This is a genomic window from Rhizobium ecuadorense, from assembly GCF_001187535.1.
Lineage (GTDB): Bacteria > Pseudomonadota > Alphaproteobacteria > Rhizobiales > Rhizobiaceae > Rhizobium > Rhizobium ecuadorense.
In genome coordinates, this window is record NZ_LFIO01000402.1 from 1 (window position 1) to 14,947 (window position 14,947).

Consider the following 14,947-nt stretch of genomic DNA (forward strand, 5'->3'; position numbering starts at 1 on the left):
ATGAAGCCCGTCCAGCTCGTTTTTGAAAAACGCTTCGAAATCCATCATCTGCTCCTTCTGCATGCCCAAGCGATATATCCGGAGGGCGTCCGCGTATTTGATCTTCGTCAAGTTCAGCAAGGAGGCCGCGACCGCCCATTCCACGCCGCGATCCATCGAACCGCGACTTCATTGCTTTCAATCAAAGAAGAAACCGGCGGCCGGGCTAAGGTCGGCGCGCGAGTCGGGAGTTTCCGTGTCAAGCAGGGAAGTTGACAGACGGCTTGCCCGATCTGGAAGATCGAGCAAGCCTCCTCGTCACGTTAGAATATTTTCGTTTTTCTTCGAATCAGGAAAATGCCCTATCTCTCGTTTCACGCACTTCCCGGCAAAAGCGCTTCGCGCTTTGCCTAGCAAAACCGCGCTGCACACTTTTGCTGGAATTGCTCAAGCGGGATGACGGCGCGCCAATGCGGCCAAGCCTTAATCCTGGCTGTGAGCAGCCGATACGTGCAATTGATCCCGATAGCCGGCAATTCCCCCCAAGCCTTCGACAAGAACCTTGATGGCCTTGCGCTTCAGCTCGGATTCCACCTCGCCGTCAACAGTCACCTGCCCGTTCCTGACGGAGACCTGCACTCGTTGAGAGGTGAGGCCGAGGTCAGATCTCAGCCTGGTGCGCACCGCCAGTCTGATCGCCTCGTCCCCTCGCGGCAAGGCGGTCGCCGGCGCTTCGGCGATGACCCGCAGAATATCCCTCCGGCTGACGATCCCGACCAGACGTCCGTCTTCGACGATCGGCAAGCGTTTGATACGATGTGCCTGCAGGCTTTCGGCGATATCGGACACTTCGCTGTCCGGCCGCGCGACGATCACATCCTGGGACATGACATCGGTGACACACCAACCGTTGCTGCAGATGTAACGTTCGAGATCGATCTCGGAGATGAGCTCCGGCGCCCGCGCAGGGCGGGGCGTGAACCGGACTTCCCGGCGCAGAAGCAGATCGCCCTCCGTGACCATGCCGCAAACGCGTCCCCGATCGTCGACGACCGGAAGACCGCTGACATGGTTCTGCAGCATCATCGCAACCGCATGGCGCACGCTGACCGCGGGGCTGATCGCAACCACCTTTGTGGTCATTATATCCCTTGCCTGCATGGTCGCCGTCTCCCTGGTCGCGGTTATTGTGGGGAATATGCTAAAGGCCGACCGGATGCACCGCTTTGATCTTCGTCAAACGTCCTGATCGCCGGCCAACACATCCGGTCCACGATAGGACGGCATCGCTCATTGCGCCGCTTGGGCTCCCTGCCCCTCCCCTTGAGCCTCGTTCCACAGCCCCTGCTGTTTCAGCCGGTCGGCGACATCCTTCGGCATGTAGGTCTCATCATGCTTGGCAAGCACGGTGTCGGCGATGAAGACGTTGGCCCCCGGCGCAAACATGCCTTCGGTGACGACCCCCTGCCCCTCGCGGAAGAGATCGGGGAGGATACCGGTATATTGGACCTTCACGGCATTGGCGCTGCCGTCGGTGACGGAAAATTCCACCGTCGAGCCGGCGCCGCGCACGACGCTGCCTTCGCCGACCAGGCCGCCGAGCCGGATGCGGGTTTCCGGCGCCACCGGCGTCTTTGCCAGATCGGCCGGCATGTAGAAATAGGCGACCGACTGGCTGAAGGCGAACATAACCAGCAGCACGGCGGCGGCCATGAAGCCCATGCCGCCTGCTATCACCGCCAGCCGCTTCTGCTTGCGCGTCATTTCGGATCTCCTGTAGCTGTCATGGAAGGTCAGCATGCCTTGCGAAGCTGATCGACGCTGTCGACGAGAACGACCTTGCCCCTGATTTCGACTCCTGCGGGAACCAGCGCGGCGAACGCCCGCGAGAGGGCCTCGGGGGCAAGCCCCAGTTTGCCGGCCAGAATCCTCTTTCGGTAGGGAAGGCGGAAAGTAACCTGCGAGGCGGACGCCGGGCATCGGCTCATGAGGTAATTAGCAACGCGTTGCGCGGCCGTGTGCAGCCGGTCTCCCGCAATGCAATCCATTGTGCTGAGCAGATATCGAGCCATGATGCGCATGACGTTTCGATGCATGACGGGGTGCCGTTCGGCAAGTGCCCGCAAGTCCGCAAGTTCGAACAAGGCGACCTCAGCCCCATCGGCAGACCACGCGCTATAGGCATAAGAGCCGCCGCCCGAGAGAAGATATTCGCCGAAGGTGTCGCCCGGCTCACATACGTAGATATCCGCCTCGCGCCCGGCGGATTCCGATTTGGAAAGTCGCACGAACCCGCCGATGACGTAATAGACGAATGACGCCTCCTGGCCTTCGGCGACGATCCGCTCGTCGGGAGCGAAGGTGCGAAGCTTAGCCGTGGCGGCGAGTTGCTGCATGATCGCCTGGTCCAGGCCGTCGAACAGGTCAGACTGCAAAAGCACGGAATTTTTCGCAGGCATTGATCTTCCTTTCGTGTTGGGCCTGTGTGTGATCAAGGTTTATTCCCGTCGGCTTCGTCTTCGCCGAGAATGCGCCAGGCGGCTCCCTCAAGATCGTCGTACTGGCCGCTCTTCAGCGACCAGAGGAAAGCCAGGAGCCCCATGCCTCCCATCAGAAGCGCGATCGGTATGAGATAGATCAGCATGTTCATGCGGCTTTCACCTCCGCTTGCCCGCCGGCCCGCTCCGCAGTCAGGATGCCGGGAGGTTTGGCGAATGCGTTAAGGCGCAGCGCATTCGTGACGACGATGATCGACGATGTCGACATGGCCACCGCAGCGATGAGCGGTGTCGCCAGCCCGGCGATTGCGATGGGCACCGCCAGTACGTTGTAGCCGATGGCCAGCGCGAAGTTCTGCCGGATGAGGCCGGCGGACCGCCGCGCGACGGCGATCGCTTCGGGAACGGCGTCGAGGCGGTCGTTGAAGAAGACGAGGTCGGCGGCCTGCCGGCCGATATCGGAGGCCGTGGCGGGCGCCATCGAGACATGCGCGGCGGCAAGTGCGGGAGCATCGTTGATGCCGTCGCCGACCATGAGCACGCGATGGCCTTGATCGCTCAATCTCTGGCATTCCTCCACCTTCTGCTTCGGCGTCAGGGTGCCCAGGGCCCTGTCGATGCCGAGAGCATGCGCGGTATTGTCGACGACGGTCTGCCGGTCGCCGGATACCATCAGCGTTTCAAGGCCGGCCGCATTGAGCTGGGCGATGGTCTCGGCAGCACCCGGGCGAAGCGTGTCGTCGAAAAAGAAACGGGCAAGAACGACCCCGTTTTTCGACAGGACCACTTCCGAAAACGGAGTGTCAGTGACACTAGTCACGAAGCCGGTTCCGCCGGCGAACGTCGCATTGCCCAGCCGATAGACATCCCTTCCCTTTTCAGCCTCCAGCCCGCCGCCTGGAATTTCCGTCACGCCGTCGAAGGGCGGGAGATGGGCGAGTTCGGTGTCCCGCACCAGCGCCTCGGAAAGCGGATGGCGCGAATGCGCGGCTAACCCGCGAGCGATGGCGGCACTGCCCTCTTCGATCGTCTCGATCCCGACGAGGCGCGGCATGCCCATCGTCAGTGTGCCGGTCTTGTCGAAGGCGACGCTATCCGCCTCGGCCAGCCGTTCCAGCGCCGAACCGTCCTTGACCATGATGCCATTGCGGAAAAGCTCGCCTGCGGCCACGACCTGGACCACGGGAACGGCAAGACCCAATGCGCAGGGGCATGTGATGATCAGGACCGCCACCGCAACCAGCATGGCATGTTTCCAGTCGCCGCCGAGGAAGCCCCAGGCGAGGAAGGAAACCAGCGCCAGCAGATGCACGGCCGGGGAATAAAGCGCTGCGGCGCGGTCGGCGACCCGGCGATAGCGCGCCCTGCCGCCTTCGGCAGCTTCCATAAGGGCGATGATTTCGGAGAGAAGCGAGTTCCTGGCAATTCTCGTCGCCCTGAAGACGAGCGAACCGGTCAGGTTCATCGCCCCGGAATTCACCTCGCTGCCTCCAGCGACGCCGACGGGGCTGCTCTCGCCTGTGACGATGGAGAGGTCCACATCGCTTTCTCCGCTGACGACGACGCCGTCGACCGGGACGCGTTCGCCGGCCGCGATCGAGATTTCATCTCCCACCGCGATCTCCTCCACCGCGATATAGCGCCGCGACCCGTCGGGCATCATCAGCAGCGCCCCGCGTGGGGCCAGCCTTGCGAGCCCGTTGATTGCCGCGCGCGCCTTTTCCCGCATGACATGATCCAATGTCCTGCCGATCAGTAGGAAGAACAGCAGGGAAACCGTGGCATCGAACCAGGCATGTTCGCCATGGTGCGCGGTCTCCCACAGTGAAACGGCATAGGAGAGCGTCACGGCAAGCGAGATGGGAACATCCATGTTGGTGCGCCCGCGCTTCAGCGCATTCCAGGCCGATTGGAAGAAGAAGCGCCCGGCATAGATCAAGGCCGGCGCGGCGATCATCGCCGAGATCCAGTGAAACATGTCGCGCGTCGCAGCATCCGCACCCGACCAGACCGACACCGACAACAGCATGATGTTGGCGGCTGCGAAACCGGAGACTCCGATCGCCAGCAGGAGCTGGTTTCTGATCCTGTCGTTTTCGGGGGCTGCGGGCGTGAAGAGATGCGCGCGGTATCCTGATGCATTGATCGCCGCAAGGATTTCCGACGGATCGGTCGCGCACGCGTCGATCTCCTCCTGATAGACGCAGCTCACCCTGCGCGCGGTGAGATTGACCCGGGCCTTCCTGACGAAGGGCAGCGCTGTCAGTGCTCCTTCGATGGTCGAAATACAGGCGCCGCAATGGGCGTCGGGAACACTGAGGTCGAGCTGGCGCAATCCTGCGCCGAGCGGGTGACTGGCAAGACGGGCCTCCTCGGCGCTGGATGACGTCGCGCTGAGAGCAAGCACGCTTTCCGTGTCCATGGAGCAGCAGCTCATTGGCCGAACTCCGCGGTATCGATGCGTTTGGCCTCGTGCATGACGACCAGTCCATCCTTTTTGGAAATCACTTCGACGATCCAGTCGCCGGCAGCGACCTTATGATCCGCCTCGAACCGCCCTTCCCCCGTCTTCCCGAGCGTCAGGTGGAAATCCTCGTGGTCTCCGACGGGCCGCTTGAAATTCACCACAACCTCATCGACGATCGCGGGCGAACCGCCTTTGTCGTGAATGCCGTAGCGGATCTCGCGCCCCTTGATGGAGAGATCGCCTGTGATGCCGGACTCGGCCATCGCCTTCATTGCCGCCGCCTTGCCGTTAAATTCCTGACTGGCGACGTAGGTGTTTTCAACGACGAGACCGCTCCAGCTGGAGGAGGCATAGAAGGCCATGGTGACGTTGACGGCGATCACCACGGCGAAGAATGCCGAGGTCGCCAGCAGCATATGCAGGCCGGTAAAGCCTTGCGTGGACATCTTCATTTCACCTCTCCCGGTGCATTGAACGCCGCGCGATAGGTTGCCCGATCGGAATGGCCGGTATCTTCGACGACGAAGAGGAACTCATTGACTGCGGCTCCATCGGGCCTGCGCGTGATGAAGACCTTGAGCGTCGTAGCCTGGTCGGGCTCGGCATGGACCGTAAAACTGCGGCCGTCGTGCTTTCCGAATTCAGCAATGCGCATCGTCGCCCCCTCCAGCCCGACGAGGGTAATGGTCACGTCCCTCGGTGTCGGCATCATGTTCAGGACGCGAAGCGTGTAGCCGTTGCGGATCGATCCGTTGCTTTCCAGAACATATTGGGGGTTCCGATCGTGGACGACGTTGAGCTCCAGGCGTTCGCGGAAAGCGAGATGGACGATCATGGCGATGCCGATCGACGCCCAGACGGCGGCGTAAAAGACGATTCTGGGACGAAAGATGATGCGCCAGTCGAAGTGCCGGACCGCCGGGACGAAACTTCCATCCTCGTTTCGCACCCGGGACGGCTGGATGGCCATTCGTCCCTCGTCGGTCGCAAGCGCCATATTGGCCGAATACTCGTTGAGGGTCGCATAGGCGATCAGGCCGCGGGGCTTTCCGATCTTATCCATGACGCCGTCGCAGGCATCGATGCAGAGCGCGCAGGTGATGCACTCCATCTGCTGTCCGTCGCGAATGTCGATCCCCATCGGGCACACGGCCACGCAGGCATTGCAATCCACGCAATCCCCAACCGGCTGGCCCTTGGCCTGGGCCTTCTTCGCATGGCGCGACCGCTGCTCGCCCCGCCAGTCGTTATAGGTGACGACGAGCGAATTTTCGTCGAGCATGGCGCCCTGGATACGCGGCCACGGGCACATATAGGTGCACACCTGCTCGCGCATCAGGCCGCCGAGCACATAGGTCGTCGCGGTCAGAATGGCGACCGTGGCGTAAGCGGCGGCGGGCGCGCCGCCGGTAAACAGCGATACCGCGAGGCTCGGCGCGTCGGCAAAATAGAAGATCCACGCTCCGCCGGTGGCGACGCCGATCAGCAGCCAGATCGAATGCTTGACCACCCTTTTCCTCACCTTGTCGAACGTGAAGGGAGCGGCATCGAGCTTCATCCGCGCATTCCGATCGCCTTCGATCGCGCGCTCGACGACGAGGAAAAGATCGACCCAGACGGTTTGGGGACAGGCGTAGCCACACCATGCCCGCCCGACCGCGGAGGTGACGAGAAACAGGCCGAAACCCGCCATGACGAGAAGGCCCGCGACATAATAGAATTCCTGCGGCCAGATCTCGATGAAGAAAAAGAAGAAGCGCCGCGAAGCGAGATCGACGAGAATGGCCTGGTCGGGCGCATAGGGACCGCGATCCCAGCGGATCCATGGCGCGAGATAGTAGATGCCGAGCGTGATCAGCATCACGATCCACTTGAACCGGCGGAACCGCCCCTCTGCGCGCTTGGGAAAAATCTTCTTGCGCGCCGCATAGAGAGGCTGCCGGTTGCGGCGGGCGTTGACCGGCTCGACGCTGACCCGCTCGACATCATTGGGATCTGGTGCAGTGTAGAGATTCATGGGACCTATCCGGTTTTCACCTGCTCTTCTCCCACCTGCCGGCATTCCGTTCCTTGATGCAGATCAAGAAAGTCGGCCTTGCCAAGGACGGTTTGCCTCCCCGGCAAGAAGAAGGCCACGCCCCGGGGTAAGGGCGTGGCCTGGAGGAACTGCGGGGGAGAGCACCGCTGGGACGTCCTCGACAAATCCAGAACTAGCGGGTCGTCCTGTCGTGATCTTTGAGGCAGGTCAAACTGACGATCGAATTGCCGATCTTTGCCGGATCGTCCTGCTCGGAAGATGATGGCAGCGCCTTGGCGCGCGCCGACACGCGTGACCGGATGACGGCGCGCGGCGTGCCGTAGAGGCCGAGGATCGGATTGTGGTCATGAGCTGTCATGGCTTGCCCCTCACGTGCCGCCGCCAAGCGAATGGACGAAGACGGTGAGTTCCTTGACCGTCGTATCGCCGAGGCGCCCTGCCCAGGCTGGCATGACGCCATGCTTGGGATTGGCCACCTGGCGAGCGATGGCGTCTTCGCCGCGCGCCTTCAACCAGATCGCGTCGGCGAGATCCGGCGCGCCCATTTCCACCTTCCCCTTAGCGTCCTCGCCGTGGCATGCAGCGCAGTTGTCGAGGAAGACCTGTTTTCCCGCAGCCGCGAGAGCGGGATCGGAGGGCGTATTGGTCAGCCCCCAGACATAAGCGGCGACCTGTTTCATCTGGATAGGCTCCAGGACATCGGTAAAGGCCGGCATCTCGGAAGCGTGAGTTTCGGCGTCCGAATCGAAGCGTATCCCGTGCGCGATCGTCGTCTGGATAGCGTCGAGATCCCCGCCCCACAGCCAGTCGTCGTCGTTTAGGTTCGGAAATCCCGGGCCGCCGCTGGCGCCCGAGCCATGGCACTGCGCGCAGTTTACCTTGAAAGCGGATGCACCGCCGGCAATGGCGAATTCCCGAAGAACAGGATCGGTGTCGATCTCCTCAACCGTCTTGGCGGCAATCAGATCATGGAACTTCGTCTGGGATGCCTTGGCGAGATCGAGATCCTGCTGCAGTTCGGCGCGCGTCGAGTAGCCGAAATAACCTTTCGTGGCGGAGGTGATCATCGGAATGGCCGGATAGGCGATGGCATAGCCGATCGCCCACAGGATCGTGACGTAGAACGTCCAGACCCACCAGCGCGGCATTGGGTTGTTGAGTTCGCGAATGCCGTCCCATTCATGGCCGGTCGTTTCGACGCCACTGAATTCGTCAATATGTTTTTCCGACATCTCAATCGTCCTTCAAGGGAATATCGGCGGCCTCTTTCGCCGTCTGCTTGCTGCCGGGGCGAAGGGTGAACGCAACCGCGCCCACGAAGAAGGCCGCCATCGCCAGAAGGCCCCAGCTGTCGGCGAAGTGTCTCATTGCAGTGTAGGTTTCCATGGATCACCTCAGCGGTAGCCGGTGGCGTCGTCATAGGTCGAGAAATCGACCAGCGTGCCGAGCATCTGCAGGTAGGACACCAGGGCGTCCATTTCGGTCAGCCTGGCGGGATCGCCGTCGAGGTCACCGACTTTCGCCTTGGGATAGCGCGCCAGCAGATCTGTCGTATCCGCGTTCGGATCGGCCTGGGCCTTCATGTCGGCCTCGGCATTCGCCAGCATGTCGTCGTTGTAGGGCACGCCCACATCCTCATTGGCCTTGAGGTCCATGCCGATATCCTTAATCGTCACCTCCTGCTCCTTGAGGAAGGCGTAGCTCGGCATGATCGATTCCGGCACCACTGCGCGCGGATCGGAGAGATGCTGGACGTGCCATTCGTTCGAGTAGCGGCCGCCGACGCGGGCGAGATCCGGCCCGGTCCGCTTGGACCCCCACTGGAAGGGGTGGTCGTACATGGACTCGGCTGCGAGCGAATAATGGCCGTAACGCTCCACCTCGTCGCGGAACGGCCGGATCATCTGGCTGTGGCAGAGATAGCAGCCTTCGCGGATGTAGATGTTTCGTCCGGCGAGCTCGAGCGGCGTATAGGGCCGCATGCCTTCCACCTTCTCGATCGTGTTCTGCAGGTAGAAGAGCGGGGCGATTTCGACGATGCCGCCGATGCTCACGACCAGCAGCGAGCCGACGAGAAGAAGCGTCGCGTTCTTCTCGAGGATCTGATGTTTATCAAGTATCGATGCCATGTCTCACCTCATTCGGCAGGCTGTGCTTGGGGCACGAAAGTGGTCGGGATTGCAGCTTCGTCGCGCAGGTGGCCGCGGATCGTCATGAACACGTTCCAGGCCATGACGAGGCCGCCCGCCAGGTAAAGCGCTCCGCCGACCGCGCGCAGCACGTAGTAGGGGATCATCGCCGCGACAGTTTCCGCGAAGGAATAGACCAGGAAGCCCTGGGAATTGTATTCGCGCCACATCAGCCCCTGCTGGATGCCGGCAACCCAGAGCACCGCGGCGTAAATCACGATCCCGAGCGTTGCGAGCCAGAAGTGCCAGTTGACCATCCGCAGACTGTAGAGGCGCTCGCGTCCCCAAAGTTTCGGCGTCAGATAGTAGATCGCCCCGAAGGTGATCATCCCGACCCAGCCGAGGGCGCCGGAATGCACATGGCCGATCGTCCATTCGGTATAGTGGCTGAGCGAATTGACCGTCTTCACCGACATCATCGGGCCTTCGAAGGTCGACATGCCGTAAAAGGCGATGGCGACGATCATCATGCGGATGATCGGATCGGTGCGGATCTTGTCCCATGCGCCCGAGAGCGTCATGAGACCGTTGATCATGCCGCCCCAGGAGGGCATCCACAGCATCACAGAGAAGACCATGCCGAGCGTCTGGGCCCAGTCGGGCAGCGCCGTGTAATGCAGGTGATGCGGGCCGGCCCAGATATACATGAAGATCAGTGCCCAGAAGTGGATGATCGACAGCCGGTATGAATAGACGGGCCGATTGGCCTGCTTCGGCACGAAGTAATACATCATGCCGAGAAAGCCGGCGGTGAGGAAGAAGCCGACGGCGTTGTGGCCGTACCACCATTGGGTCAGCGCATCCTGGACGCCCGAGAAGAGCGAGTAGCTCTTGGAGCCGAGGAACGACGCCGGAACCGCCAGATTGTTGACCACGTGCAGCAGCGCGATGGTGACGATGAAGCCGAGATAGAACCAGTTCGCCACATAGATATGCGGCTCTTTGCGCTTCAGGATCGTGCCGAGATAGACAGCGAGATAAGCGACCCAGACGACGGTCAGCCAGAGGTCGACATACCATTCGGGTTCGGCATATTCGCGGGCCTGGGTGATGCCGAGAACATATCCGGTCGCAGCCATCACGATGAAGAGCTGATAGCCCCAGAACACGAACCAGGCGAGGCTGCCGCCGAAGAGACGGGCTCGACAGGTGCGCTGCACCACATAGAACGACGTCATGATCAGGGCGTTGCCGCCGAAGGCGAAGATGACCGCCGAGGTGTGAACGGGCCGCAGCCTTCCGAAATTCAGATAGGGCGCGATGTTAAGGTCGGGAAAGGCCAGTTGCAGCGCGATGACCACCCCGACGAGGAAGCCGACCACGCCCCAGAACACCGTGGCGATCAGGCCGTAGCGGATCACCTCGTCGAAATAGCCTGACACATCGACCTTTCGCCGCTGGTCCGCCGGTGCGAAGTCGACGTTCCTGACCAGCAGCACCGTTCCCACCGCGAGGCAGAAGCAGAGTATGCCCATATGGACCGCAAAGAGATGATCGTGCGCGAATGCGGCTCCCAGCAGCGCTAGAAACGCCGCGACCGCGACCACCATCGTTTCCGTCGTGTAACTCATGATGTCGTCCCCAATGCAAAGACGACCGCCTCGCGGCCGGCTTTCTCGTCGTTGGAGGCAGGACTGTCACGAAGCCGGCAATTGCTCCTTGATCTACATCAACCAGAAAATGGTAAGGCGGGATCGGGCCGCGGCCGTTACAAACTGTTACACTCTTTCACCCTTTGGCACCGTCCGCTCATTCCTGTGTGACGCAGCGGAGTTCTAGTCAGCCTATCGATCACGAGGGACAAGACGATGCTGATGCAGAACAACCAGGCGTTCGAAAATGCGAAGATGACGGGCGACGCGATCCACGCCGGTCACTCTCTTTCATCGCTTTTTCTAACATCGGCGGCAGAAACCGTCCCCGCCGGGAAGGCTATCTGCTGGGAGGGCGACGAAGCGACCCACCTCTTTCAGGTGGAAGAAGGGGTCGTGCGCCTCCATCGCATTATCGGCGAAGGCCGCCGAGTGATTATCGGGTTTCACTTTGCCGGCGATCTGATCGGCGCGTCGCTGCAAAACGATTTCCTGTTCACGGCGGAGGCTGTTACCGAATGCAGGATCCGCCGCATAGCCCGGAAGAGCTTCCATGAGGAAGTCGCCCGATCGAACGCACTCGGCCCCGCATACGTCTCGCTCCTCTGCCAGGAGGCGGCGGCGGCGCACGAACAGATGGTGCTCCTGTCGAAGAAGAACGCCGAGGAGCGGCTATGCAGCTTCATCGTCAAGCTCGCCTCCCGCCGCAGTCCTCAGCCGCGGCAGGGCCTGGTGCGTGTTCCGATGAACCGCCAAGACATTGCGGACCATCTCGGTCTGACCATCGAAACCGTATCGCGCACAATTACAAAACTTGCGTCGCGAAACATCGTTGTGCCCGAAGGCAGGCACGACCTCAGGATCGTCAATCTCGCCCGCCTTGCACAGTTGTCCGGTGATGCAGATGATTTTTCGGAGAATTCCTGTCATAGGGTCAAGCTGCACTGATGCAACGAACCGCAGGATCGACGTTCATGCCCCATCGCCTCGTTTCTCCGAGAACTGCATCGTACCAGGAACTGGATGCAATGGTGCACGTGCTCGATGGAGCGGACATTCTGATCCATCGTTTCGACGGAACCGTCACGCACTGGTCCATCGGCTGCGAGAACATGTATGGCTGGGCGAGAGAGGAAGCCGTCGGTGAGAAAGTTCACGAACTTTTGGCGACGACCTTTCCCGAACCGGCCGACAACATCCGCGACCAGCTGAAGTCGCGTGGTTTCTGGCAAGGCGAGATCATTCATCGCCACAAGGGCGGACACGACATTCACGTCGCATCCCGATGCGTGCTGGTCAATCTGCCGGATGGGGACTTTGCCGTCATTCAAACGAACAGCGACGTGAGCGCGTTGAGACGCGCCCAGGACGCGGTTAAATCCCGCGAAGCGCATCTGAGTTCGATCCTGGACACCGTGCCCGACGCCATGGTGGTGATCGATCGCAAGGGAATAGTGCTATCGTTCAGCAAGGCTGCCGAAAAGCTGTTTGGGCTGTCTTCCGATCAGATTTGCGGCCGCAACGTCAGCAACCTGATGCCGAACCCCTACCGCGACGCTCACGACGGCTATATCGATCATTATATCGAAACCGGCGAGAAACGCATCATCGGCTACGGCCGTGTCGTCACCGGGCAGCGGGCCGACGGGTCGCAATTTCCCATGGAACTCCATGTCGGCGAGACGACGGTGAACGGTGAGCAGATCTTCACCGGTTTCGTCCGCGATCTTACCAGCCGGTTCAAGATCGAGGAAGACCTTCGTCAGGCCCAGAAGATGGAAGCGATCGGGCAATTGACGGGAGGTATTGCCCACGACTTCAACAACCTCCTCACCGTCATCAGCGGCAATCTCGAAATGATCGAGGACAAGCTGCCGCCCGGCACCCTCCGCGAAATCCTCAACGAGGCCCAATCGGCCGCGCAGGACGGAGCGATCCTCACGGGTCAGTTGCTCGCCTTCGGCCGGCGCCAGCCATTGAATCCGAAGCATGCGGACCTCGGTCAGCTCGTCAGCGGCTTCTCCGATCTGCTCCGGCGAACGCTCAGCGAGGATATCAAGCTGTCGACCGTCATCGAAGGGGCCGGCCTGGACGTGCTTGTCGACAGTTCCCAGCTTCAGAATGCCATCCTGAACATCGCCTTGAACGCAAGGGACGCCATGCCGAAAGGCGGCAGTCTCACGACGACGATCTCGCGCGTCCATCTCGATGCCGATTATGCGAAGATGTACCCGGAGGTGCGTAGCGGCAACTTCGTGCTCATCGCCATGACCGATACCGGTTCCGGCATGAGCGAGGAGGTCAGGAAGCGTGCGATAGAACCGTTTTTCACGACGAAGGAAGTGGGCTCGGGTACAGGTCTCGGGCTCAGCATGGTTTATGGCTTCGTGAAGCAATCGGGCGGGCATCTCCAGCTTTACAGTGAGGTCGAACGCGGCACGACGGTTCGGATATATCTGCCCGCCGTCAACGGGGCGAAACATCAGCAAGCCGCGCCGGACCAAGGCTCAGGCGAAAACAGGCTGCCGGGAGGGGACGAAACGGTGCTGGTCGTCGAAGATGACGCCCGCGTCCGCCGCGTCGCCGTCGCCAGGCTCGCCTCGATGGGGTACACGGTGCTCGAAGCCGAAAGCGGCCACCGCGCCCTCGATCTGCTGCGCGACAATAGCGAGATCGCGCTCCTCTTTACCGACATTGTGATGCCGGGAGGGATGACGGGCGACGAACTGGCGCGGGAAGCGCGCCTCTTGCGGCCCGACATCGCCGTGCTCTTCACATCGGGATATTCCGAGCCGGGCCTTGCGGCCAAAGGCATTGTTCCCGGCGCGCAATGGCTGCGCAAACCCTACACTGCAAAGGACCTTGCGCTGAAGATCCGCGAGCTTCTCGACGCGCAGTGACATCTGCGGCCGCCATCCGGCTTATCATATCGAACCGACCTTCGCCGAGCCGATAATGCTCCGGCGAGAGGCCGGTCGTTTCGTTGTAAATTGACGATCGTCGCCTGATGTCGACGCTCCCCGGAACCCGATAATCTCAGGCCCAATCGCACGCTTTTTCCTATATTTGACGAGCGTCAAAGAACCCCGGCGCCGCATATCTTAAAGCATGTTCACGAGGTCAAATCGCCTCGCAAAACAGGAGATATGCACATGCGCTTGAAATTCGCTCTGATCGCTGCAACGGCAGCCCTGATCGCTTCGGCCATGCCGTCGATGGCTGCCGATCATCAGGTTCAGATGCTCAATAAGGGTACGGACGGCGCGATGGTGTTCGAGCCCAGCTTTCTGAAGATCGCTCCCGGCGACACCGTAACCTTCATTCCCACCGACAAGAGCCACAACGTCGAGACCTTCAAGGGGCTCATTCCCGAAGGCGCTCCCGAGTTCAAATCCAAGCCGAGCGAACAGTATCAGGCAAAGTTCGATGTTCCGGGCGCTTATGTCCTGAAGTGCACGCCGCATGTCGGCATGGGCATGGTTACGCTGATTGAGGTGGGTGACAGCCCGGCCAATCTCGACGCCATCAAGACCGCCAAGGTGCCGAATATGGTGCGCAAGCGGTTGGATGCCGACCTCGCCCAGATCACCCAGTAGTCAACCGACCGGTGCGGATGGCCGCGCTTGCGCGCCATCCCGCACGGTGGAGAGCCATCATGTTGAAGTCCATGGCAATTGCTTTCGCCGCAGCGGTTTGCGCAGCAGGCGCGGCCAGTGCCCACATCACCCTCGAGCAGGGCCGGGCGCCGTCAGGCACGGCATACAAGGCAGTTCTTCGCGTCGGCCATGGCTGTGAGGGCAAGGCGACGATCGAAATCCGCGTGAAGATCGCGGAGGGTTTGCTGTCGGCCAAACCGATGCCGAAATCGGGCTGGTCGGTCGAGAAGATCAACGCCGCCTACGAGAAAAGCTACGATCTCTACGGCAAGCCCGTGAGGGAAGGCGTCAGCGAAATCAGATGGTCCGGCGGCACCCTCGCCGACGACGAATATGACGAGTTCGTTTTCCGCGCGACGGTCGCGAAGGAGATTCCACCCGGCACCCGCATTTACGTTCCTGTCGTGCAGGAATGCACGGAAGGCGCCGTCGAGCGCTGGATTGAAGTTCCGGCCTCCGGCAAGTCGCCCGACGATTACGAAACCCCGGCTCCCTACTTCGACGTGGTCGAACAACCGCGTTCGTGAA

General features: G+C 61.2%; 17 protein-coding genes. 5 read left to right on the top strand and 12 right to left on the bottom strand.

Going from position 1 to position 14,947, the window contains the following annotated elements; genetic code table 11:
* Nucleotides 1–255, top strand: a 255-nt coding sequence (locus AF337_RS43220) for a hypothetical protein (protein WP_160320271.1), incomplete at its 5' end; no start/stop codon positions are given.
* 207 nt (nucleotides 256–462) lie between these two features.
* Here the strand turns inward: AF337_RS43220 and AF337_RS10580 are convergent.
* The 12 genes from AF337_RS10580 to ccoN all read right to left on the bottom strand — a co-directional run bounded on the left by AF337_RS10580 (nucleotide 463) and on the right by ccoN (nucleotide 10,742).
* The gene (locus AF337_RS10580) at nucleotides 463–1,140 is read right to left on the bottom strand and encodes a CBS domain-containing protein (protein WP_049732164.1); all 678 of its coding nucleotides are present in this window, start codon (nucleotides 1,138–1,140) and stop codon (nucleotides 463–465) included.
* A 129-nt stretch (nucleotides 1,141–1,269) separates the two neighbouring features.
* On the bottom strand, nucleotides 1,270–1,743 hold the full coding sequence (ccmE, locus tag AF337_RS10585) for a cytochrome c maturation protein CcmE (RefSeq protein WP_049732165.1): 474 nt from the start codon (nucleotides 1,741–1,743) through the stop codon (nucleotides 1,270–1,272).
* 29 nt (nucleotides 1,744–1,772) lie between these two features.
* Nucleotides 1,773–2,438 carry a Crp/Fnr family transcriptional regulator gene (locus AF337_RS10590; RefSeq protein ID WP_049732166.1) on the bottom strand — a complete coding sequence of 222 codons (666 nt, stop codon included), beginning with the start codon at nucleotides 2,436–2,438 and terminating at the stop codon, nucleotides 1,773–1,775.
* A 32-nt stretch (nucleotides 2,439–2,470) separates the two neighbouring features.
* Nucleotides 2,471–2,629, bottom strand: a complete 159-nt coding sequence (ccoS, locus tag AF337_RS10595; protein ID WP_049732167.1) for a cbb3-type cytochrome oxidase assembly protein CcoS — start codon at nucleotides 2,627–2,629, stop codon at nucleotides 2,471–2,473.
* Nucleotides 2,626–4,914 carry a cation-translocating P-type ATPase gene (locus tag AF337_RS10600; RefSeq protein ID WP_049732168.1) on the bottom strand — a complete coding sequence of 763 codons (2,289 nt, stop codon included), beginning with the start codon at nucleotides 4,912–4,914 and terminating at the stop codon, nucleotides 2,626–2,628. Before AF337_RS10600 ends, ccoS begins: the two co-directional genes overlap by 4 nt.
* The gene (locus AF337_RS10605) at nucleotides 4,911–5,396 is read right to left on the bottom strand and encodes a FixH family protein (protein ID WP_049732169.1); all 486 of its coding nucleotides are present in this window, start codon (nucleotides 5,394–5,396) and stop codon (nucleotides 4,911–4,913) included. The genes AF337_RS10600 and AF337_RS10605 overlap by 4 nt, the downstream gene beginning before the upstream one ends.
* A complete protein-coding gene (gene ccoG / locus AF337_RS10610) occupies nucleotides 5,393–6,961 on the bottom strand; it encodes a cytochrome c oxidase accessory protein CcoG (protein WP_049732170.1) in 1,569 nt (522 codons plus the stop codon). Before ccoG ends, AF337_RS10605 begins: the two co-directional genes overlap by 4 nt.
* A 193-nt stretch (nucleotides 6,962–7,154) precedes the next feature.
* Nucleotides 7,155–7,340, bottom strand: a complete 186-nt coding sequence (locus AF337_RS10615; protein WP_049732171.1) for a hypothetical protein — start codon at nucleotides 7,338–7,340, stop codon at nucleotides 7,155–7,157.
* Nucleotides 7,341–7,350: 10 nt separating this feature from the next.
* On the bottom strand, nucleotides 7,351–8,214 hold the full coding sequence (ccoP, locus tag AF337_RS10620) for a cytochrome-c oxidase, cbb3-type subunit III (RefSeq protein WP_049732172.1): 864 nt from the start codon (nucleotides 8,212–8,214) through the stop codon (nucleotides 7,351–7,353).
* Between the two features lies 1 nt (nucleotide 8,215).
* Nucleotides 8,216–8,368 carry a CcoQ/FixQ family Cbb3-type cytochrome c oxidase assembly chaperone gene (locus AF337_RS10625; protein WP_049732173.1) on the bottom strand — a complete coding sequence of 51 codons (153 nt, stop codon included), beginning with the start codon at nucleotides 8,366–8,368 and terminating at the stop codon, nucleotides 8,216–8,218.
* 8 nt (nucleotides 8,369–8,376) lie between these two features.
* The gene (gene ccoO, locus AF337_RS10630; RefSeq protein ID WP_049732174.1) at nucleotides 8,377–9,111 is read right to left on the bottom strand and encodes a cytochrome-c oxidase, cbb3-type subunit II; all 735 of its coding nucleotides are present in this window, start codon (nucleotides 9,109–9,111) and stop codon (nucleotides 8,377–8,379) included.
* A gap of 8 nt (nucleotides 9,112–9,119) precedes the next feature.
* Nucleotides 9,120–10,742, bottom strand: coding sequence for a cytochrome-c oxidase, cbb3-type subunit I (gene ccoN, locus AF337_RS10635; protein ID WP_049732175.1), 1,623 nt, complete (start codon nucleotides 10,740–10,742; stop codon nucleotides 9,120–9,122).
* Nucleotides 10,743–10,979: 237 nt separating this feature from the next.
* On the opposite strand from ccoN, the gene AF337_RS10640 reads away from it, so the two are divergent.
* The 4 genes from AF337_RS10640 to AF337_RS10655 all read left to right on the top strand — a co-directional run bounded on the left by AF337_RS10640 (nucleotide 10,980) and on the right by AF337_RS10655 (nucleotide 14,946).
* Nucleotides 10,980–11,711, top strand: coding sequence for a Crp/Fnr family transcriptional regulator (locus AF337_RS10640; RefSeq protein WP_049732176.1), 732 nt, complete (start codon nucleotides 10,980–10,982; stop codon nucleotides 11,709–11,711).
* A 26-nt stretch (nucleotides 11,712–11,737) separates the two neighbouring features.
* The gene (locus AF337_RS10645) at nucleotides 11,738–13,663 is read left to right on the top strand and encodes a PAS domain S-box protein (protein ID WP_049732206.1); all 1,926 of its coding nucleotides are present in this window, start codon (nucleotides 11,738–11,740) and stop codon (nucleotides 13,661–13,663) included.
* A gap of 252 nt (nucleotides 13,664–13,915) precedes the next feature.
* Nucleotides 13,916–14,359, top strand: a complete 444-nt coding sequence (locus AF337_RS10650) for a pseudoazurin (RefSeq protein WP_049732177.1) — start codon at nucleotides 13,916–13,918, stop codon at nucleotides 14,357–14,359.
* A 59-nt stretch (nucleotides 14,360–14,418) separates the two neighbouring features.
* A complete protein-coding gene (locus AF337_RS10655) occupies nucleotides 14,419–14,946 on the top strand; it encodes a YcnI family protein (protein WP_049732178.1) in 528 nt (175 codons plus the stop codon).
* Nucleotide 14,947: the final 1 nt, after the last annotated feature.

What these genes read in the sequence shown, in the direction of transcription:
- ccoG (WP_049732170.1), bottom strand. Translation starts at nt 6,961, where the DNA reads ATGAATCTCTACACTGCACCAGATCCCAATGATGTCGAGCGGGTCAGC.
- AF337_RS10655 (WP_049732178.1), top strand. Translation starts at nt 14,419, where the DNA reads ATGTTGAAGTCCATGGCAATTGCTTTCGCCGCAGCGGTTTGCGCAGCA.
- ccoO (WP_049732174.1), bottom strand. Translation starts at nt 9,111, where the DNA reads ATGGCATCGATACTTGATAAACATCAGATCCTCGAGAAGAACGCGACG.
- AF337_RS10605 (WP_049732169.1), bottom strand. Translation starts at nt 5,396, where the DNA reads ATGAAGATGTCCACGCAAGGCTTTACCGGCCTGCATATGCTGCTGGCG.
- AF337_RS10640 (WP_049732176.1), top strand. Translation starts at nt 10,980, where the DNA reads ATGCTGATGCAGAACAACCAGGCGTTCGAAAATGCGAAGATGACGGGC.
- AF337_RS10580 (WP_049732164.1), bottom strand. Translation starts at nt 1,140, where the DNA reads ATGCAGGCAAGGGATATAATGACCACAAAGGTGGTTGCGATCAGCCCC.
- AF337_RS10625 (WP_049732173.1), bottom strand. Translation starts at nt 8,368, where the DNA reads ATGGAAACCTACACTGCAATGAGACACTTCGCCGACAGCTGGGGCCTT.
- AF337_RS10650 (WP_049732177.1), top strand. Translation starts at nt 13,916, where the DNA reads ATGCGCTTGAAATTCGCTCTGATCGCTGCAACGGCAGCCCTGATCGCT.
- AF337_RS10645 (WP_049732206.1), top strand. Translation starts at nt 11,738, where the DNA reads ATGCCCCATCGCCTCGTTTCTCCGAGAACTGCATCGTACCAGGAACTG.
- AF337_RS10590 (WP_049732166.1), bottom strand. Translation starts at nt 2,438, where the DNA reads ATGCCTGCGAAAAATTCCGTGCTTTTGCAGTCTGACCTGTTCGACGGC.
- AF337_RS10615 (WP_049732171.1), bottom strand. Translation starts at nt 7,340, where the DNA reads ATGACAGCTCATGACCACAATCCGATCCTCGGCCTCTACGGCACGCCG.
- AF337_RS10600 (WP_049732168.1), bottom strand. Translation starts at nt 4,914, where the DNA reads ATGAGCTGCTGCTCCATGGACACGGAAAGCGTGCTTGCTCTCAGCGCG.
- ccoN (WP_049732175.1), bottom strand. Translation starts at nt 10,742, where the DNA reads ATGAGTTACACGACGGAAACGATGGTGGTCGCGGTCGCGGCGTTTCTA.
- ccoS (WP_049732167.1), bottom strand. Translation starts at nt 2,629, where the DNA reads ATGAACATGCTGATCTATCTCATACCGATCGCGCTTCTGATGGGAGGC.
- ccoP (WP_049732172.1), bottom strand. Translation starts at nt 8,214, where the DNA reads ATGTCGGAAAAACATATTGACGAATTCAGTGGCGTCGAAACGACCGGC.
- ccmE (WP_049732165.1), bottom strand. Translation starts at nt 1,743, where the DNA reads ATGACGCGCAAGCAGAAGCGGCTGGCGGTGATAGCAGGCGGCATGGGC.